This is a genomic window from Pseudomonas sp. NBRC 111140 (assembly GCF_001320885.1).
GTDB lineage: Bacteria > Pseudomonadota > Gammaproteobacteria > Pseudomonadales > Pseudomonadaceae > Aquipseudomonas > Aquipseudomonas putida_P.
Map to the genome: position 1 here is coordinate 1 of NZ_BCBQ01000035.1, position 18,940 is coordinate 18,940.

The following is an 18,940-nucleotide window of genomic DNA, read 5'->3' on the forward strand; positions in this document are numbered from 1 at the left end:
GCTTCATGGGCACCAACGTGGTCAGTGGCCGCGCCCGCGCAGTGGTGGTCGCCACTGGCCCACGCACCTATTTCGGCTCGCTGGCCAAGGCCATTGCCGGCTCGCGCAGCCAGACCGCTTTCGACCGTGGGGTGAACAGCGTCAGCAGCCTGCTGATCCGTTTCATGCTGGTGATGGTCCCGGTGGTGTTCATGCTCAACGGTGTGGTCAAGGGCGACTGGGGCGATGCTTTCCTCTTCGCACTTGCCGTGGCCGTGGGCCTGACCCCGGAAATGCTGCCGATGATCGTCAGCGCCAACCTGGCCAAGGGCGCCGTGGCCATGGCCCGGCGCAAAGTGGTGGTCAAGCGCCTGAACGCCATCCAGAACCTGGGCTCCATGGACGTGCTGTGCACCGACAAGACCGGCACGCTTACCCAGGACCGTATCATCCTCGAACACCACGTGCGCTTTGACGGCCAGCGCGACAGGCACATCCTCGAGCTGGCCTGGCTCAACAGCCATCATCAAAGCGGCATTCGCAACCTGATGGACCAAGCTGTGCTGCATTTCGCAGGGCAGGACCGCCAGTTCCAGGCCCCCTACGCCTATGCAAAGGTCGACGAGCTGCCGTTCGACTTCATCCGCCGTCGCCTGTCCGTGGTGGTGAAGGATGCCCTGGGCGACCACCTGCTGGTAAGCAAAGGGGCGGTCGAGGAAATGCTCGCCATCGCCACCCATGTGCAGGAAGGCGACCGTGTCGTTAGCCTCGATCCGCGCCGCCGCCAACAGCTGCTGGCCAGTGCCGACGCCTTCAACCAGGACGGCTTTCGCGTACTGGTGGTCGCCACCCGCCAGATCCCGGCGGCCGAAGGCAAGGCGCAGTATCACGCCGACGATGAGCGCGATCTGGTGATCCAGGGCTTCCTGACCTTCCTCGACCCGCCCAAGGAAACTGCCGGCCCGGCCATTGCCGCTCTGCGGGACATGGGCGTGCGGGTCAAAGTGCTGACCGGCGACAACCCGGTGGTGACGTGCAAAGTCTGCCGTGAAGTTGGCCTGGAGCCAGGCCTGCCATTGCTCGGCCAGGACATCGAGCGCATGGACGACACCACCCTCACGCTGCAGGTCGAAGAACGCACGGTCTTCGCCAAGCTCACCCCGCTGCAGAAATCACGCGTGCTCAAGGCCCTGCAGGCCAATGGTCACACGGTGGGTTTTCTTGGCGACGGTATCAACGATGCTGCGGCCCTGCGCGATGCCGACGTCGGTATCTCGGTAGACAGCGGTACCGACATCGCCAAGGAATCGGCCGATATCATTCTGCTGGAAAAGAGCCTGATGGTGCTTGAAGAGGGTGTGCTCAAAGGCCGCGAGACCTTCGGCAACATCATGAAGTACCTGTGCATGACTGCCAGCTCCAACTTCGGCAACGTGTTCTCGGTGCTGGTGGCCAGCGCGTTCATCCCATTCCTGCCGATGCTGGCGATTCACCTGCTGCTGCAGAACCTGATGTACGACTTCTCCCAGCTGTCGCTGCCTTGGGACCGCATGGACAAGGAATTTCTCAGCAAGCCACGCAAATGGGATGCGCGCAACATTGGCCGCTTCATGCTGTGGATCGGCCCTACGTCGTCGATCTTCGACATCACCACCTTTGCCCTGATGTGGTACGTGTTCGCGGCCAACAGCGTCGAGATGCAGGCACTGTTCCAGTCCGGCTGGTTCATCGAGGGGTTGCTATCACAGACCTTGGTGGTGCATATGCTGCGCACGCGCAAGGTGCCGTTCTTCCAGAGCACCGCCGCGCTGCCAGTGGTGCTGGCAACGGGGCTGGTGATGGCGTTGGGTGTCTATATCCCGTTCTCGCCGGTGGGGGCGATGGTTGGCCTGGTGCCACTGCCGTGGGCGTACTTCCCTTGGCTGGTTGCCATCCTGCTGGGCTATTGCGTGGTCGCCCAGGCCATGAAGGCCCTCTATATCCGCCGCTTCGGGCAGTGGTTCTGAACCCTGTGCAGCAGCTCAGCCTGGCTGCGTCGCCAGGCTATTGCTGACGTTGCGTCCCAGCACCAGCACGGTGACGAAGCCACAGCCCACCAGCGCCGTGGCCAGGCTCAACAGCACTGCGGTGCCCATATGGTCGACCACTTGCCCGCCGAAGAACGAGCCCACGGCAATGATCACCTGGAACATGGCCACGAACAGCGGCATGCCGCGTTCGACATCCTTGGGCGCCACCACGAACATCCAGATATTGGCGCAGGCCGGGAACGCACCGAAAGCAAAGCCCCACAGTGCGATCAGCATCGCGGCGCCCGTCATGCTGGTGGCGAAGTGCGGGAACAGGGCGGTACTGACTGCGATCATGAGCGCGACCAGCATCAGGGTATGTCGCACGCTGCGGTTGGCGGCAAAACCGGCGAAGATGTTGCCCATGAAACCGGCCACGCCGTACAGCAACAGCAACGAGCCGATGGTCGGCCCGTCGAAGCCGGCATTCTGTTTGAAGAACGGTGCAACATAGGTGTACGCCGCAAAGTGCGCCAGGCCGATCAGCAAAACAGCGATCAAGCCGACCCGTGCTTGCGGGTTGACGAACAGCGCTGGCAGGTCGCTGATGCGAATGGCCTTTTCCGGCATCAGCCGTGGCAACAGCAATACCTGCGCCAGCAGCACGGGTACGCCGACCAGGGCGGTGACCAGGAAGGTCATGCGCCAGCCCATCAGGCCACTCAGCCAGGTGCCCACGGGTACGCCCACTACCGTCGCCAGGGTTACCCCCGCCATGATGATGGAGTTGGCCTTGGCTACGCCCATGCCGTCAGGTGCCAGCCGCCCGCTGAGGGCGATGGCGGTCGCCCAGAAGCCGCCAATACTGACACCCAGCAGCACGCGGCCGACCAACAGCAGGTTGAAGTCACCGGCGTAGGCCACGATGGCGTTGGCGATGATCATGATCAGTGTCAGGCCGATCAGCAGGTAGCGCCGGTCCAGCGCCCCCACACCCACCGAGATCAAAGGCGCGGCCAGCGCGGCCATGATACCGGGCAGGGTCACCATCAGGCCGGCAAGGCCGGCACTGATGCCAAGGTCGCTGGCGACATCGTTGAGTACCCCCACCGGGAGGAACTCACTGGTGACCAGGGCGAAGGCGCCCACGGCGACCGAGAGGATGGCCAGCCACTGCTGCGTGACACTCTGTTGATTATGTTCGGGAAGGCCACGAGAGGCCTGGCGGTTGCTTGGCATGGGGTTCGGTTCCATGAGGGATGTCGCCTGTAGCAGGCGCAGGAGCGGGGGATTTGCAGGCGATTATAGAGACGGCCTGGTCATGCCGACAGGCAGGCCGCTCGATAGTAATCATCAGCGCCATCGATGAAAGGCCTTGCGTAGAGCGCCCGCGCTCAGCGACCACGCCCTACCAGTGCCGCCCCTGCGCAGGCCAAGGCAATGGCTGTTATGCCCAGCCACTGGGTCAGTGCCAGCACTTCACCGAGGATCAACCAGCCTGCTATCGCCCCCGCAGCGGGCGAAGCGCTGAGCAGCACGCCAAAAATACTGGGCGGCAAGTGCCGCATGGCATACATGTCGAGCAGGAAAGGCACCGTGCTGGAAAGCAGCGCTACGCCCAACCCGACCATAAGCACCCATGGCGCCAGCAACTCGGCACCGGCGTGGTTGACACCAAGTGGTACGCCCAGCAGCGCGGCAAACAACATCCCGGTGCCGACTGCCTGTTTGCCGTGAACCGCCACTTTGCTGCCAAGCATCACATACAGCCCCCAGGCCAATGCAGCCGCGAGCGCGTACATCACCCCGCGCGGGTCGAGGCCCTGACTGCCCGTGCCCCATGGCAGCAAGGTAAGCCCGGCGACCGACAGGGCAATCCACAGCAGGTCGATCCGCCGCCGGGAAGACAGCAAGGCCGCGCCCAGTGGGCCGATGACCTCGATGGACACCGCGATGCCCACCGGGATATAGAGGAATGCCCGGTAAATCAGAATATTCATCAGCCCCATCATTACGCCATAACCCAACAAATGAAGCATGTTGGCCTGGCCCCAGATGCGCCAAGGGCGCAGCACCGCCAGCAAGATGACGGCGGACAAGCCCAGCCGCAGGGCGACAACGCCTTCGGGGCCGATCAATGGAAACAAGGTTTTGGCCAAGGCAGCACCGGTTTGCACCGAGACCAGCGCGGCGATGGCTGCGCCGACAGGGGCGAAGGTTCCAGCAGTTTTTGCGTCCACGCGTGGCTCCAGCATCGGTCGAGGCGACATTTTAGTGCTCGGCCTGCGAAGCAATTACTGTGAAAATGGGCCTCTGACGAGTGAACTGCTTTCTTTGGAACCCGAAAATGAGTGACTGCGCCAACCGTCCGCTGGACGGCTTCGATCACGCGATTCTGCGGCTGCTGCAGCAAGACAACAAAACCTCGCAGCGCGCCATTGCCGAGGAAATCGGCCTGTCCACACCGGCTGTACAGCGGCGTATTGCACAGATGGAGGCGAGCGGAGTGGTCACTGCCAACACCGCAGTCATTGCCCCGGAGTGTGTTGGCCAGATGATCACGGCCATCGTCGAATCACGCTTGCGGGACGATCGCTCGCAGGTGATGGACCGCGCCAAGCGTTATTTCGCCAATGTGGCAGAGATACAGCAGTGTTACTTCGTCAACGGCGGGGTGTCGTTCATCATCGTCATGCTTGCCCGTGACGTGGCGCATTTCGAAAAGCTGGTGAGGCTGCATTTTGCCGATAACGAAGACATCCTGACTTACCGCACGTTGATCGTTCTGGACAAGGTCAAGGTCGGGTTGTCTGTGCCGCTTTGAATGTTTCGCGCGACTGAAATCACTCAGCGCGGCAAACCAATGTTCCGGGCGGCGTCCAGTACCAGGCTGCGCAGCCACTTCTGGTCCAGAGGAAATCGCGTGGGGCACGATTTGCAGGTGCTTTGGGGCTCTTCCAACGCATGACGCAGTTAAAGGCCGATGGTGCCCAGCGGCAGCATCCTGGCAGGCAATCGCGGTCGTGGACACGTCAGTTCTCCTTGCTATGGATGCGGCATCGTCGGCGCAAGACCAGGCCTCTACCTGGCATCACGGCAGCACCTGCTTGCTGCCAGGTTGCCGGTCATGCCGGGACGATACCGCCCAACACCATTTGGGTGACCGTTCGGGTGGCGCGGTCAAAGTCAGCCTTGTCAGGTTCGGCTACGCCTCTGAGCTGCGACATTTGCCAGGCCAGATTGGTGTAGGTGCGTGTCGACGACCAGATGAAGATCATCAGGTGCTCAGGATCACAGGGCGCCAGCCGGCCATGGTCGATCCAGTTGCGCAGGCAGGCGACGTTGCGCTGGGCTTCCTCGTGCAGCAGGTTCTTGCATGCCTCTGGCAGATGCTTGCCCCCTGAGAGCAACTCCTGGCTGAACACGGCGGCGCTGAACGGGTGCTCGCGAATGATGCGGATGCGGGCTTTGATATAGGCCCGCAGGCCTACTATCGGGTCGTCGCTTTTGCGCAGCGCTGCCGAGGCCCTCACCAGCGGATCAACGAAGCTCATCAGCACCTGCACGTACAGGTTCTCTTTGGATTGAAAGTAGTAGTAGAGGTTGGCTTTAGGTACCCCGGCACGTTCGGCAATATCATGCGAATGAGTGGCGGTGAAGCCGGTCGTGGCAAACGCTTCGCTGGCAGCCTGCAGAATCAGCTTCTGATTCCTGCGCCGAATGCCGGCATTTCCCACGGTGTGATTGGTTGCGCCGAGCAGAGCGTCAGCGCCGTTGTCGGACTCGTTCAGCATTTCGATTTGCAGGCACATCACGGCTTCATCTGGCTTTACGGGTATCGGTGTATATAAAAGTATATAGCGATTGACGTGCTTTTTCCCGGTCCTTTACGCACGTAGCCATTGAAGTGGTGCGATGCTGTCTTTCTCACTCGCGAGCCTGGATGCTAGAGTTGCCGGCCATGGATCGCTGCACCGGTAATCGGCCCCTCATTGCCTGGGCATTGTATTTCAGTGTCCTGTTCAACGTGCTTTGCTGTGGCCTGGGTCACGGGCAGGCATTGGGCTTGGCGCTCAATGGCTTGGGCGGCGGCTTCTGCAGCCTGGCCAATGACATCTCCACCTCACAGGCCCAGCAACACGGCACATCGTCCACGGCGGACTGGAGCAACCTGTTCGCCTGTCCAACGTGTACGGCGAACTTCCTTACCTTGGTGTTCCTCCTGGGGGTCGCCTGGTTGCTCAGCTGTGCGAACCCAAGGCGGTTTTGCAGCGAGGTGCGCAGCCAGGCGCCTCCACGCTATTGCTGGCCCACGGCCAACCCCCGAGCTTCTCCTTTTTGACGTTGCCGGCGCCTAGGCGCTGATGCGGGCTCGCGCCTGCGTATCGAGCACGATGCCTGGCTGCGCATGCCCGCAGCAGGCGCTGCTATCTGCAACGTCGGTCAAGGATCAACCCTCTCATGACGGTACTGACCTGCGCCAGCCATGCGCCTCGGCATCGCTGGCTTTCGCTTTATCCGCGTGCTCCCCCCTATCTACCTGTCAGAACGGTCCCGAAACGCACACTACCCGCCAGGAATCAAGGCGGGGCCTGTTCAAGGCTATCTGATGCATGGAGCACATGATGTCTCGCCCTTTGGCCACTTCACGCTTTTGCCCCCCGGCTCGCGCTGCACGCTTGAGTGAGTCTCGCTTGCCGTTTCCCGATTACCCCTGCAACGCCCGTACGTTCGTCAAGCTGGACGCGCGACTACTGCCGTACTGGCACACGTTGTTCGACGTGTGCCCAGGCTTGCTCAAGCTAGACCCGCCGGAAGGTCTGGAACTGTTCCGCTGCTTCATGACCTGGGCTTATCGACATCACCCGGCCTTGGATTGGAGCTATTACATCAGCGTCTGCCGTTGGCTGCTGGGCTCACCCTACAAGGCACAGGTAACCGAGACGCACATCGAGGCATTCATGGTCGCGGCGGCTGCCTTATGGATAGCTGCCGACATGTCTGAGGCGCGTGGCCTGGTCCTGGCGTGGCAGCCAATGGCGGATGTGGTGGTGGAATGGAAGCCGGGCATGCGGCCAACCCCCTTCACAGTGGAGCAGACGAACTGCTTGCCCCCTCCGCCCTGGGAGTTTTCCTGGAGCCCACTCAGTGGTAAAGGCCCGGACAGTTTTCGCCGGTGGTTGCCCGTCCCGGGCGCACTAGCGGGGTCAAGGGGGTGATGCGGCTGCGACAATCTACCGCAGCATGGCAGTGGCGCCTGGCATGGCGGACGGCAGCCCTGGGCTTGGTTTTCAGGGTGCGACAGCCTGTCGCAGTTCGGGGGTGCAAGTGGCAAGTGTTAAGTTCAAATCTGGCGTGAAGCGGGTGGCTGAAAAGTTTCAATACAGGCACGCCCCACGACCAAGCCCGGTAACTGCAAGGGCGATATCAATGCATGAAAAGGATATTTTATGCTACAGCAACGAATTACCAGCGATGCCATCGTCACACCCCTGCGCGTTGCAGACGCGCAGGCGGTATCGCAGTATAAAAATGAAGACGTTGTACTGAAGTTTTGCAAGGAGTGGGATGTCACGCGCGAGGAGGCAGAAGAGCTCTTCGAGGAAACCAAGAAATTCCTGTTGCTGGCTGCGCAGTGCCAGCGAGAGTGTTTCAGTGTGTCCATTTACTATCAGTTTCAAGTGATTGATGAAATGTGGCATACCTTTCTTCAGTTCACCGACCACTATTATGCGTTTTGCAATGAATACATGGGTGGGTTTCTTCATCATTTTCCGTTCTCGCGGAACATGCTGAAAGAGGAAATAAAGCACCTGGCCAAGCACAACATGACCTTTGCAACGCAGAAACAACAGGATTTTGCTTTCCAGTTGCGCAAAACCCAGCAAGTGCTGGGCGACGATACGGTCATCAAGTGGTACGGCGAGTATGCGCAGAAGTTTAGCATCGAAAGCCTCAATGCTCGACGTAAGCCGCTGATGCTGGACGACCTGCAAACCGACGAGCAAGGGCGGGTGAACGCAGAGATGCTGAAACTTCCGAAGGAGCAAATTCTCAAGTACATACTGGATCGCAATGTCGTGCTCAACAATGTGTGCGGTTGCTCCGGCAAGGGCTGTGGCGCCGGTTGCATGTGCAATTCCAATCGTAACCATTGATTGACGGGTCGCCCACCCTTGGGTGGGCGATCGACGACAACGAGTGCTACCGTGACCGAAATCGAAAAACGTACACTTAAAACCGGTATTGCCAGGCAGGTGGGGATCGCTGGCCTGACATTGCTCGCCTCGCTGCTGTTCGTGTCATTCGGTTTGATGATGCGCTTTGCAATCGATCATCCTGAATCAGTCGCGAGCCTTGCCGGCCTGGTTGCATTCTGCGCGGGCTTCCTGGCCATTCGCCTGGCGATGCCCTGTAGCTTTGCCCTCGTGGAGTGGTTGTCACACGGCTACTGCATCAGGGTTGAGTCGCTGCTCAGGGCGGCGTACCTCGACAAGCTTGGCCGCATCTACCTTGAACAACTGGAACAGCTCAACAGGAGCGAGATGGTGGCTACCTATGAAGCCGCCATGTCATCGGTCAGTGCTTATATCAGGGTTATCTGGGGTGAGGCGTTGCCCATCTTATTTCAAACCGTGTTCGTCATTGGCTGTGTCATCTTCTATTTTGATGGCGTGATTGCAGGCAGTTTCACTCTGGTGGTTGCCACCTATATGGCGGTGGTCATCAAGATGACCAGTGCACGCTTTCCGTTGATCAAGCGAGTTGCAATCACGCAAAAGTATTTGAATGGCGTGCTCCACAGTGTGATCGCGGCAGGGCTCTGCGAAAAACTGTTCAATGCAGGTGGCAGGTTGAAGCATAGGCATGGGGTGGCCGTAGACCGCTACCTCTCAGCGCAGCAGCGTGTTCGCCAGGTATTCTTCAGGTTCGGCATTGTCACCACCCTCGTATCATTTACCGGGAGTGCAATGGTATTGGCGGGGGCCGCATTCAGATTCAACCAGGGCTACGCCACGATGGGCAGCCTGATCATGCTGGCCACGTTTCTTTTTCAAGTATTTCTGCCCTTGAACCGTATCGGTGTGCTGTGGCGCACACTTAACAAGGCGCGCATCGATTTCGTCGTACTTGAGGAATCGCTTGGCCGTATGGCAATGCACGCCGCCGCGGTGCATCACGATCAGCCCGCCGACCCTGCAAGTATCGACATTTCCCTGCACCAACTTTGCAAGAGCAAAGGCGGCAGGCCCATCCTGCAAGGCGTCAGCGCGAACGTGCCTTGCAAAGCAGGCCTGCCCACTTTCGTGACGGGTACCAACGGCACGGGGAAAACGACGCTTGCGCGCCTTATCGCCGGGGTTGACCGCCCTGACAGCGGGTGCATTCGTTTCAATGGCGTCACCCGGCAGCCTGAGCGTTATGGTTTGACGCCCGACTGGATCGCCATGACCAGCCAAACCATGGTCTTTATCGGTGGTACGGTTGCCGAGAACCTTGAGACCTTTCTGGGCCCCGTAGACCTGGACGCATACGCCGTACTGGCAAGTACCCTGTCATTCGACAAGCCGCTGGCGTATGAGGTGGGTGAGCAAGGGCAGAACTTGTCAGCGGGCGAGCGACAGAAGCTTGGCATTATCCTGGCTTTGTTGAAGAAGCCCGCGTTGCTCGTCATGGACGAGCCCACCACCCACCTTGACCCGGCGTCGGTCACAGGCTTGCAACGCCTGGTTGAACAAAAGGCCTTGATCTCCCGCGTACTGATTGTGACCCATGACAGCCATTTCATGAGGCATTTTGACTGCGCGCCGAGATTCGGCTTGACGCAAGGCACCCGCACCACAGATGCTGAAAAACTGATATAGGGAATATTAATGGACCGCATGGATTTTGCGTTACCTGAAATGGACTTCTTCATTCGCTCGGCCTTTCAGAAGAAACCCTTCGTATTCGAGTCGGTCACGGGCCACCAGCTGGTGGGCTGGGGTGAAATCAACAACCTGCTTGAGAAGGATATTCTCGATTACCCCAGAATACGCCTGGCGAACGATGGCATCCCCTCCGAGCGTGGCTTCAAGGGGTTTGTAACCTATACCCTGACGGTGACAGGTGAGACCTCGCCGCATATCAACCGTTACAACCTTCTGAAGCGTTTGCAAACCGGTAGCACATTGATCATTGATCGCTGCCAGGCATTTTTTGAGCGCGCTCAACAAGCGGCAAGCTACTTGTCTACACACCTGCGTTGCCGGTCCGGGGCAAATCTTTATTGTGCCTGGAGTTCAACGCCAAGTTTTGGTGCGCACTTCGACAACCACGATGTAATTGCAGTGCAGATCGAAGGTGTGAAACGGTGGGAAGTCTATGCGCCCACACGTCCCTATCCACTGTTGAATGACAAGAGTTTCGACCAAACGCCTCCCGCCGGCGAGCCCATGCTGTGCCATACCTTGACGCCAGGCCAGGCCATCTATGTACCTGCCGGTTATTGGCATAATGTGTTCACTGAAACTGAGCGTTCGATGCACATTTCCTTCCCTGTTGTACGGCCCCGTAAGATTGACCTGATCAGGATGGTCCTGGAGCGCCTGGAGGCGTCGGCGGAACTGCGCGAACCCATTGCCCACGGCAGTGATGCTATTGGCAATGCCAGGTTGAGTGGGGTGCTTTACGCCTGCCTTGCGAATATTGACATTGATGAGTGGGAGGCGGCGGTTGTCGAAGACTGTATGCAGGGAAGAGATATAAAATTCAACCTGCCTGATATAAGGACCCGAGATGCCTGAAATTTCACTTTCACCGGAAGCGCGAGCGCTCATGATTGGCAAGTTGAAGGCGTATTGTGCCGATACCTTTGAGTTGCAGTTGGGGCAGTTTGAGGTTGAGTTTTTCCTCGATTTCATCGAAGAGGTCTGCGGTCCGGCGCTTTACAACAGTGGCGTTGAGCAAGCGATAAAAACCTATGCGGCATGGAGCGAGCGGGTTCAGGAAGAAATGGACCTGAAGAGGATACTGTGAAGATCTCATCAAATTTGTCGTTGATGCGCAAAGAGTGGTACAACGCTTTTTATACACTGAATATCGAGCAGTTGGATTACTTGGAAGCGGACTGGTTCTTCTCGACGAACGGCATAAAGTTCATGTACAAGAAAAACCAGTTACATAAACTTTCTGTGCTCCGTGGCCAGGACGCGTCAGCTTTTTCTCAGCACAAACGAACGGAGTCGAATGTCGAAGTGCGAGAGCTGGGTAACCTTGCAGCTGTCAGTGGTGTGGCATTCATTGTCACGCCGCAAGGGAGCAAGCAGATAAATTTCGTCGAGAGCTGGATCAAAATCAACGACAGTTGGAAGTTGCAATTTCAATCATTCGAAGGTGAAGGCTGACGCAACAGATCAGGCCAGCACAGCGTGTTCAAGCCTGTGCTGGCAAGATCGTTGCGCACTACTCCGTCAGCGCAAATACGGCGAGCTAAGGCGTTACCAGCACATCACACTGCGATTCGTCCAGTACATGCTTGGTGACGCTACCCACCAACAGCTCTTCCAGCGCGCTCGTACCCTGCTTGCCGACCACGATCAGGTCGCATTCCAGCTCCTGTTCCTGCTCGGCAATGCGCCAGCCAGGGTCACCGTGCACCACGATCTGCCGGGCATCGGCTACGCCGGCAGCTTCGCTCAATGCGGCCAACTGTGCCACTGCATCCTGGCGGATGACATTGCGGTAGCGGGTGAGGGTGTCCTGGTCGATATGGGCGAAGCGCACGCTGCCTTCGAACGGGGCTTCGTACGCATGCAGCAGGATGATCTCGGCCTGCGGGGCAATGGCCTTGGCCAGTTGGATCGCGCGCAGCGAAACAGGTGAAAAATCGACGGGAACCAGCACGGTGCGGTAGGCGTCACGAGGTGCCGGCTTGACGACCAACAACGGGCAGGGCATGTGGTTGAGCATTTTTTGCACGGTCGAGCCCAGCAGCAGGCGCCGCGCCACGCTCTGGCCCTTGGCTCCGCACACCAGCAGGTTGCTGTGTTTGTCCTGCACTACCCGGGTGATTTCCGTGATCACCGAACCACTGGCAACCTGCACACCCGCAGAAATGTCGTAGCGCTGGAACAACATGGCGGCCAGTGCGCGGGTTTTTTCGCCGGCGCTGTCCAGTACCCGTTTCAACAGGTCGTCATCAGGCGCCACCAGTTGCTTGAGGCGCTCGAAGGGGGCCGGGTTGGCAACGTACAGCAGGTCCAGTGCGGCCTGCTGCGTGTTGCTCAGGTAGGCAGCGCGCTCTGCTGCGTTGCGGGCATGGGGGGACAGGTCGGTGGCGACCAGTATGTGTTTCAGCGGGCTCATGTGGGGCTCCTTTTCCAAGGCCGCGCACAGTGGTCGAAGGCAAACCTTGAACAATGTGCGCCTGGCGGTGCTTGAGTCATTCCTTGCGTGCAGCCATCGTCGCGCGAACCCGGCGCGAGGGCTTGATTTGGGTCAATGGAGTGTAGGTGCAGCGGCGGATCATGCCAGCAACAGCATCCGCAGCACCCCGGTCACGACAATGGCGAACACCACCACCGGCAAGAGCGAAAACCGTGTGGCTGCGTACACCGTGAGCCCCAGCGCAATCAGGTCGGCCGGCTGCCCGGAAACGAACTTGGGAGCGATCACGGCAATCAACACGCAGCCGGGCGCGGCGTTCAGCACCTGGGTCAGCTGTGGCCCCAGGGTGCGCTTGCGCAGCAGCAAAAAGCCCAGCGCACGGGTCAGGTAGGTGGCCACGGCCATGCCCAGGATGGTGACCAGCGTCGAAACGTCCATCATGGCTTGGCCCACAGGTAAGCGCTCACCAGGCCAGCCACGGTACCCGCAAGCACGTACCAACCACCGGGGATCAGCAGGTAGAACAGCGCTGCGGTGAGCAGGCTGAACAGCCATGGCACGGCGGCATGTACGCCTTTCCACATGCCTTTGAGAAGTACCAGGAAGACTGCCGCGAAGGCCATGTCGAAGCCATAGCTGCGAAGGTCGCCGAGCAGCGGCCCGGCCTGCGCGCCCAGGCTGGTGAACGTGACCCAGGTGGCCCACAGGCTCAGCGACACGCCCATGAAATAGCGCAGGCTGAAGCCACCGCGCTGGCGCGCATCGGCCAGGCCCATGGCCCAGCTCTCGTCACACATGAAGAACAGCGCCCCCAGTGCCTTGGGTAATGGCAGGTGGCGCAGGTACGGCGCCAGTGTCGCGCCCATCAGCAGGTGGCGGCTGTTGACCAGCAAGGTCATGGCGACAATCACCAGGATTGCCGGTGGTGAGGTCCACAGCTCGATGGCGGCGAACTCCGAGCCGCCACCGAAGTTGAGGCCGGTCATCAACGCCACTTCGCCGGCTGCCAGCTGGTGCTGGGAAGCTTGCGCGCCCAGTACCAGGGCGAAGGGGATGAAGCCCAGCAGCACCGGCAGGGCGGCAACGGCGCCCCGGCGCAATTCGCTTTGCGGTGTGGTGGCAGGGGGATCGTTCAGTACAGGTTCAAGGGTATTCATGGTCACCTCCAGTAGAGGAAAATTATTCCAATGAATCGCTGAAATTGGCTTGCGTAGTTGCACTGATGCGCAGAGCATTTGGCATCTGCTACCGAATACTTAAAAAAAGAGAACGTTCAATGCCAATCAAGCTCGATGCCATCGACCGCCGCATCCTGCGCGCGCTGCAGCGCGACGGCAGGTTGCAGAATCAGGAACTGGCCAAACAGGTGGGGTTGTCTGCTTCGCCGTGCCTGCGACGGGTGCGGCTGCTGGAGGAGGCTGGGGTGATCGAGCGTTATGTGGCATTGCTGGACCCGGCCAAGGTCGCGCTGGGCCTGACCCTGTTCGTGCGCGTATGGCTGAAGCGTCAGGACCAGGACACCACCGATGAGTTTGTCGAGGCCGTGCGCCAATTGCCCGAAGTGGTGGAGTGCCATGTGATGGCGGGCGACTGCGACTTGTTGTTGCGGGTGGTGGCGGCTGACCTGGAAGCCTATCGGCGTTTTCAGATCAAGCACCTGACCAGCCTGAGCGTGGTGCAGAACGTGAAGACCGAAGTACCGATGGAAAAGATCAAGCTGACCACCGAGCTACCGGTGTAGCTGCGCGGGTGCCAGCCATCACAGCCCCGCGCTGGCGCGCACCATCGCGTAGGCCTGGCGCACCAGCGGGTTGACGGTGTTGGCCCGCACCCACAAGTGGTAGGTGACATCGGGTAGCGCCGGCAGGCCGTCGCTTTGGCCGAGCACACGCATGTCGGGGCCGACCATCTCCTGGCTGCGCGCAGTAATGCCCAGGCCGGCGCGCACCGCTGCCTTGACGCCGATCAAGTTGGACGCCAGGTACGCCTGGCGCCAGGCGATACCGGCCCGTTCCAGGGCCTCCAGGGCCAGTTTGCGGTACAGGCTGGGCTCGTCCACCAGCACCAGCGGCAACGGCTCGCTGGGCAGGTGCTGATACTGCGCCGCGCATATCCACCACACCGGCGAGGTACGCAGCGCAAAGCCTTCCAGGCCCGGTGCGGTGCGGGTTGAAATGACCATGTCGACCTTGCCGCGCTGCAAGTCTTCCATCAGGAACGGGCTGCGGCCAACGTCGATTTCCAGGCGCAGGTTGGGCGCCGAGCGGGCGATGTGGCTGAGCAGTGGCGGCAGGATGGTGTCGGCGATGTCGTGGGGCGAGCCGATCCGCAGCACGCCGCTGGGGCCATCCAGCCGCAGGCCGGCGAGCGCCTCGTCATTGAGCGCGAGCATTTGCCGGGCGTGGCGCAGCAACTGACGGCCAGCGTCGGTCAGCGACTTGTGGCGGCCTTGCTTGCGCAATAGCGGTACACCTACCTGTTGTTCCAGGCGTTGCATGTGTTGGGTGACCGAGGCCTGGGTGCGGCCCAGGTTGCGGCCGGCTTCGGCGAAGCTTGAATGGTCGGCGATGGCGACGAACGTACGAAGCAGGTCGAGGTCGAGGGTGCTCATGGAGTGGGCCAGGCAGAGTTGGGGGAGAGGGGCGCACAGTGCTTTTACATTAATGATGCACGGCTAAAGATAATGAATATTTATCTATTGTTGGGTGCTTGATCAAGAGGCTATCTGTGTGACCCCTATTTTTCGGGGCTTATACCCATTTTGAAAATTTTCCGTTCATTCAGTGTTATAACGATAGGCGATATTTGAATTTCCCCTCATCCCTGCAACTTTCTAGCATGCGCGCTCATTGGCCGGGTGTTCCGGCTGCCGGGACGAGGAACCCCCATCATGTCGCTGTCCACCATTGCCCGTCGCGGGCTGCTCGCATCGTTGCTGGCCACCACCACGGTGGCCGCCAGCGGCCTGGCCCAGGCCGATGCCACCCTGGACAAGGTCCAGCAACGCCACAAGCTGGCCGTGGGCGTGGTTTTGTCCGGTGGCCCGTTCGGGGCCATCGACCCAGCCACCCGCGAACCGGTCGGTTTCAGCGTCGACCTTGCGCGTGACCTGGCGCGCCAGCTGGGCGTGGCGGTCGACCTCGTTGCGGTGCAGCCGGCCAACCGTGTGCAGTTCCTGCAGCAGGGCAAGGTCGACCTGCTGATCGCCAACATGGAATGGACCCCCGAGCGCGACAAGTTTCTGGGCCACGTGCCCACGCCGTTCTACCGCGTGGGCGGTACCGCGGCGCTGGCCAAGGACAGCCCGATCAACACCTGGGCAGGGCTCAAGGGCCAGCCGGTGTGCACTTCGCAGGGCAGCAGCTACACCCAGGCGCTGGTGGAGCTGGGTGCCGACATCAAAGCCTTCAAGACCTCGGCCGAATCGCTGCTGGCCCTGCGTGGCAACAACTGCGTGGCTGCCGTGCACGATGCCACGCTGATCAACCCGCTGCTGGCCAAAGGTGGCGAGTGGAGCGGCTACCGCGCCCTGGCCCCCGAACTCAACCCGGCGCCATCGGTGATCTGGACGCGCCTGGGTGAGACCGACACCCAGCAGCGCCTAGACCCGTTCGTCAAGCAGTGGCACCGCAGCGGCTGGCTGATCGAGCGTGAGCAGGCCAACCACATCACCCCGGCCTCGCCGGCGTTGGTGGAACTGCGTGCCAAGTTGCAGGGCGAAGGCGCCTGATGAGCGAGGTTCTGCACGGGCTGGTCGGGCAGCTCGCCCGGCTTGGCCTGAATTACGGCTTTCTGTTCGACACCTACGCCAGCGGCAAACTGCTCGAGGGCGCGTTGACCACGGTCTACCTGTGCCTGTTCAGCGTGGTCGGCAGCCTTGTGGTTGGCGTCTTGCTGGCGGCGGCGCTTACGTCCGCACGTCGCTGGTTGGCCTGGCCGGCGCGGGCCTTTATCGAGGTCACTCGTAATACGCCGACGCTGGTGCAGTTGTACTGCGCGTTCCTGGTGCTGAACATGCTGATCAACCAGAGCCTGGGCAACGCCAACCCGATGACGCCCTTTGCCTGGGTGGTGCTGGTGATATCCCTGCACAAAGGGGCGTTTCACGCCGAGGCCTTGCGCGCCGGCATCGAGGCGGTGCCGGCAGTGACCCTGGAGGCGGCCAGCTCACTGGCCTTCAGCCGCCGCCAGCAACTGCTGCAGGTACAGCTGCCGCTGGCCGTGCGCTTTGCCTTGCCGGCGCTGGTCAACAACCTTATCGACCTGGTGAAGATGACCGCCGTGGCGTCGGCGATCGCTGCCAACGATATTACCTATGCCTCGATCATGATCTGGACCCAGGGCGACAACGTCATCGAACTGATGATTCTGATCCTGGCGTTCTACGGCCTGCTCAGCTTCGCTGTCAATTGTGCCGGTCGCGCCGTGGAAGCGCGCCTGAGGATGCCGGGTTATGGCCATTGAGAACCTCGCCACACTGTGGCATTGGTCACCGACCCTGGGGGCGGGCCTGTTGCAGAACATCCAGATCAGCGTTGGCGCCATTGGCCTGGGCACGTTGCTGGGCTTGCTGATAGGCGTTCTGTCGCTGTCGCCCTTGGCGCCACTGCGCGGTGTCGCACGGCTGTGGGTGCAGGTGTTCCGTAACGCGCCGTGGCTGGTGCTGATCTACTTCACCTCGTATGTGTTCCCGTTCGAAATACAGGTGGCCGGCACCTGGCTGGCCTTTCCCGACTGGCTCAAGGTCACGATCGGCCTGGCCCTGCCTGCCAGTGCCAACGTTGCCGAGATTTTCCGTGGTGCGGTGGCTTCTATCCCGGCTACCCAGTGGGAGGCTGCGCGTTCGCTGGCCTTCAGCCGCGTGCAGATCTTCCGTTCGATCATTCTGCCGCAGTGCCTGCGGCGCATGTTGCCGCCCTGGATGAACCTGTACGCGGTAGTGACCATGGGCACCGCGCTGGCTTCGCTGGTGGGGGTGCACGACCTGATCGACAGCGCGCAGATTGCCGCCAACACCGTCAACCGCAGCGGCTTCACCGTGCTGGTGTACTTCAGCGTGCTGGCGTTGTTCTTCGCCTACTGCTACCCCATTGCCCGCCTGACCCAACGCCTGGAGCGCCGCTATGCCTTCTGAACCCTTGATCCAGTTGCGCGACGTGCACCTGGCTTTTGCCGACAACCCGGTGTTGCGTGGCATCGACCTTGATGTGCAGGCGGGCCAGGCGGTGTCGATCATCGGCCCGTCCGGCTCGGGGAAGTCGACCATCCTTCGCTGCATGACCGGCCTGCTGCGGCCGCAGCGTGGCAGCATCTGCATTGGTGGTACCCAGGTCGAGCGTTTGCGCGGCGAGGCGGAGCTGATTGCCCTGCGCAAACAGGTGGGCTTCGTCTTCCAGCAATACAACCTGTTTCCCCATTTGAGTGTGCTGGACAATTTGCTGATCGCCCCGACCAAGGTGCTTGGGCGCAACCGCGCCGAGGCCCGCGAGCAGGCCCTGGCGCTGCTCGACAAGGTGCGCCTGGGCCACAAGGCAGCAGCCTTCCCAGGTGAGCTGTCGGGTGGCCAGCAGCAGCGTGTTGCCATTGCCCGTGCCTTGGCGATGCGGCCCAGGTTGATCCTGTTCGATGAAGTGACCTCGGCGCTGGACCCAGAGATGGTTGGCGAAGTGCTGGCGGTGATCCGTGAGCTGACCGAGGAAGGCATGACCTGCGTGCTGGTCACCCATGAAATGCGCTTTGCCGAAGAGATCAGCGACCAGGTGTATTTCACCGAGCATGGCCGGATCGTCGAGCATGGCAGCGCCGAACAACTGTTCCGCGCCCCGCAACACGAGCGTACCCGTGCCTTTCTGCAGCATGCGCTAGGTGAGGGCGGCCAACGCCCGAGCCGCCCGGCGCCCGATGTTTTCAGCAACCTGGGGCGCTACAGCCTCAGCGTGTGACCTCCGCTAGCCAAGAAGAGAAACCGATAATGTCCCGTGAATCCGTGATCCAGCCGTTTCTGGCGCAAGTGCGCGCTATCCATGAGCGTGGTGTCGACCGCGCCGCCCTGCAGCAGATCGTCCGCTTGCTCGAAGGCCTTGCCGAGCGCCGCGAACTGTTCAATTTCGAGCGCTTCCCGGCACCGGACGCGACCACCGGCGAGACCCAGTTCCGCTACCGCCTGAACGATGATGGCGAGTCGCCGACCCTGTACGTCAACTCGCTGCTGCCGGGCAAGGCGACCCTGCCACACAACCATGAGACGTGGGCAATCATCGTTGCCGTCGAGGGGCAGGAACTGAACCGGGTGTATCGCCGCGAAGATGACGGCAGCGACCCGGCCCGTGCACGCCTGGCGCTGGAGCAGGAGATCGTGGTGCAGCCAGGGACCTCCGTGGCGTTCCTGGGTGAAGACCTGCATGGCATTCGTGTGGAGGGAGATCAGCCGACCTTGCACTTTCACCTTTATGGTCGGCCGCTGGAGTCGCTGGAGAACCGTTACGGGGTCAAGGACGACGGCAGCGTGGTGAACTACAACAAATCACAGATGGCGCCTTCGATCGCGGCATACGGCCTTTGATCCGTATTGCCTGAGCTCAACC

General features: G+C 60.7%; 22 protein-coding genes. 15 read left to right on the forward strand and 7 right to left on the reverse strand.

What is annotated here, in order from left to right; translation table 11 throughout:
* Nucleotides 1-1,985 (forward strand): magnesium-translocating P-type ATPase (mgtA, locus tag APH42_RS13510; RefSeq protein WP_060493497.1); only part of this gene is annotated, 1,985 nt, incomplete at its 5' end.
* 15 nt (nt 1,986-2,000) lie between these two features.
* Here mgtA and APH42_RS13515 read toward each other — a convergent pair.
* Both APH42_RS13515 and APH42_RS13520 read right to left on the reverse strand, forming a co-directional pair.
* Nucleotides 2,001-3,227 carry an MFS transporter gene (locus APH42_RS13515; RefSeq protein WP_041166730.1) on the reverse strand — a complete coding sequence of 409 codons (1,227 nt, stop codon included), beginning with the start codon at nt 3,225-3,227 and terminating at the stop codon, nt 2,001-2,003.
* A gap of 155 nt (nt 3,228-3,382) precedes the next feature.
* Complete coding sequence (locus APH42_RS13520; protein ID WP_012272802.1) at nt 3,383-4,228, reverse strand: DMT family transporter; 846 nt, start codon at nt 4,226-4,228, stop codon at nt 3,383-3,385.
* Between the two features lie 107 nt (nt 4,229-4,335).
* Here APH42_RS13520 and APH42_RS13525 point away from each other — a divergent pair, with 107 nt between their 5' ends.
* Nucleotides 4,336-4,812 (forward strand): Lrp/AsnC family transcriptional regulator, encoded by a 477-nt coding sequence (locus APH42_RS13525; RefSeq protein ID WP_012272801.1) that lies wholly within the window; start codon nt 4,336-4,338, stop codon nt 4,810-4,812.
* A gap of 301 nt (nt 4,813-5,113) precedes the next feature.
* Here the strand turns inward: APH42_RS13525 and APH42_RS13530 are convergent, their stop codons facing one another.
* Nucleotides 5,114-5,800 (reverse strand): TetR/AcrR family transcriptional regulator, encoded by a 687-nt coding sequence (locus APH42_RS13530; protein WP_082421394.1) that lies wholly within the window; start codon nt 5,798-5,800, stop codon nt 5,114-5,116.
* Between the two features lie 149 nt (nt 5,801-5,949).
* Between APH42_RS13530 and APH42_RS29195 the strand changes: the two genes are divergently transcribed.
* The 7 genes from APH42_RS29195 to APH42_RS13560 all read left to right on the forward strand — a co-directional run bounded on the left by APH42_RS29195 (nt 5,950) and on the right by APH42_RS13560 (nt 11,374).
* Complete coding sequence (locus tag APH42_RS29195) at nt 5,950-6,330, forward strand: DUF2946 family protein (protein ID WP_306303438.1); 381 nt, start codon at nt 5,950-5,952, stop codon at nt 6,328-6,330.
* A gap of 283 nt (nt 6,331-6,613) precedes the next feature.
* Nucleotides 6,614-7,207 carry a putative natural product biosynthesis protein gene (locus APH42_RS13535; RefSeq protein WP_012272798.1) on the forward strand — a complete coding sequence of 198 codons (594 nt, stop codon included), beginning with the start codon at nt 6,614-6,616 and terminating at the stop codon, nt 7,205-7,207.
* A 231-nt stretch (nt 7,208-7,438) separates the two neighbouring features.
* On the forward strand, nt 7,439-8,146 hold the full coding sequence (locus APH42_RS13540) for a hypothetical protein (protein WP_012272797.1): 708 nt from the start codon (nt 7,439-7,441) through the stop codon (nt 8,144-8,146).
* A gap of 51 nt (nt 8,147-8,197) precedes the next feature.
* Entirely contained in the window at nt 8,198-9,853 is a 1,656-nt protein-coding gene (locus APH42_RS13545) for an ABC transporter ATP-binding protein (protein WP_060493498.1), read from the forward strand.
* A 9-nt stretch (nt 9,854-9,862) separates the two neighbouring features.
* Complete coding sequence (locus tag APH42_RS13550; RefSeq protein WP_012272795.1) at nt 9,863-10,774, forward strand: JmjC domain-containing protein; 912 nt, start codon at nt 9,863-9,865, stop codon at nt 10,772-10,774.
* A complete protein-coding gene (locus APH42_RS13555; RefSeq protein WP_060493499.1) occupies nt 10,767-11,006 on the forward strand; it encodes a DUF2164 domain-containing protein in 240 nt (79 codons plus the stop codon). The genes APH42_RS13550 and APH42_RS13555 overlap by 8 nt, the downstream gene beginning before the upstream one ends.
* The gene (locus APH42_RS13560) at nt 11,003-11,374 is read left to right on the forward strand and encodes a DUF4440 domain-containing protein (protein WP_081336931.1); all 372 of its coding nucleotides are present in this window, start codon (nt 11,003-11,005) and stop codon (nt 11,372-11,374) included. The genes APH42_RS13555 and APH42_RS13560 overlap by 4 nt, the downstream gene beginning before the upstream one ends.
* Before the next feature lie 85 nt (nt 11,375-11,459).
* Here APH42_RS13560 and APH42_RS13565 read toward each other — a convergent pair whose 3' ends face one another.
* From APH42_RS13565 to APH42_RS13575, 3 genes are all read right to left on the reverse strand, one after another.
* A complete protein-coding gene (locus APH42_RS13565) occupies nt 11,460-12,335 on the reverse strand; it encodes a universal stress protein (protein WP_060493501.1) in 876 nt (291 codons plus the stop codon).
* A 159-nt stretch (nt 12,336-12,494) separates the two neighbouring features.
* On the reverse strand, nt 12,495-12,797 hold the full coding sequence (locus APH42_RS13570; RefSeq protein ID WP_012272791.1) for an AzlD family protein: 303 nt from the start codon (nt 12,795-12,797) through the stop codon (nt 12,495-12,497).
* The gene (locus APH42_RS13575) at nt 12,794-13,513 is read right to left on the reverse strand and encodes an AzlC family ABC transporter permease (RefSeq protein ID WP_012272790.1); all 720 of its coding nucleotides are present in this window, start codon (nt 13,511-13,513) and stop codon (nt 12,794-12,796) included. Before APH42_RS13575 ends, APH42_RS13570 begins: the two co-directional genes overlap by 4 nt.
* 119 nt (nt 13,514-13,632) lie before the next feature.
* Here APH42_RS13575 and APH42_RS13580 point away from each other — a divergent pair, with 119 nt between their 5' ends.
* Nucleotides 13,633-14,097: an Lrp/AsnC family transcriptional regulator gene (locus tag APH42_RS13580; RefSeq protein ID WP_012272789.1), complete on the forward strand. Its 465-nt coding sequence runs from the start codon at nt 13,633-13,635 to the stop codon at nt 14,095-14,097.
* Between the two features lie 18 nt (nt 14,098-14,115).
* Here the strand turns inward: APH42_RS13580 and APH42_RS13585 are convergent, their stop codons facing one another.
* Nucleotides 14,116-14,967 carry a LysR substrate-binding domain-containing protein gene (locus APH42_RS13585; protein WP_012272788.1) on the reverse strand — a complete coding sequence of 284 codons (852 nt, stop codon included), beginning with the start codon at nt 14,965-14,967 and terminating at the stop codon, nt 14,116-14,118.
* A 279-nt stretch (nt 14,968-15,246) separates the two neighbouring features.
* Here APH42_RS13585 and APH42_RS13590 point away from each other — a divergent pair, with 279 nt between their 5' ends.
* The 5 genes from APH42_RS13590 to APH42_RS13610 are packed head-to-tail and all read left to right on the forward strand — an operon-like array spanning nt 15,247 to nt 18,918.
* Entirely contained in the window at nt 15,247-16,086 is an 840-nt protein-coding gene (locus APH42_RS13590; RefSeq protein WP_060493502.1) for a transporter substrate-binding domain-containing protein, read from the forward strand.
* Nucleotides 16,086-16,820, forward strand: a complete 735-nt coding sequence (locus APH42_RS13595) for an ABC transporter permease subunit (RefSeq protein ID WP_060493503.1) — start codon at nt 16,086-16,088, stop codon at nt 16,818-16,820. Before APH42_RS13590 ends, APH42_RS13595 begins: the two co-directional genes overlap by 1 nt.
* Nucleotides 16,810-17,490: an amino acid ABC transporter permease gene (locus APH42_RS13600; protein ID WP_012272785.1), complete on the forward strand. Its 681-nt coding sequence runs from the start codon at nt 16,810-16,812 to the stop codon at nt 17,488-17,490. Before APH42_RS13595 ends, APH42_RS13600 begins: the two co-directional genes overlap by 11 nt.
* Nucleotides 17,480-18,298, forward strand: coding sequence for an amino acid ABC transporter ATP-binding protein (locus APH42_RS13605; RefSeq protein WP_012272784.1), 819 nt, complete (start codon nt 17,480-17,482; stop codon nt 18,296-18,298). The genes APH42_RS13600 and APH42_RS13605 overlap by 11 nt, the downstream gene beginning before the upstream one ends.
* Before the next feature lie 29 nt (nt 18,299-18,327).
* Nucleotides 18,328-18,918, forward strand: a complete 591-nt coding sequence (locus tag APH42_RS13610) for a cysteine dioxygenase family protein (protein ID WP_060493504.1) — start codon at nt 18,328-18,330, stop codon at nt 18,916-18,918.
* Nucleotides 18,919-18,940: the final 22 nt, after the last annotated feature.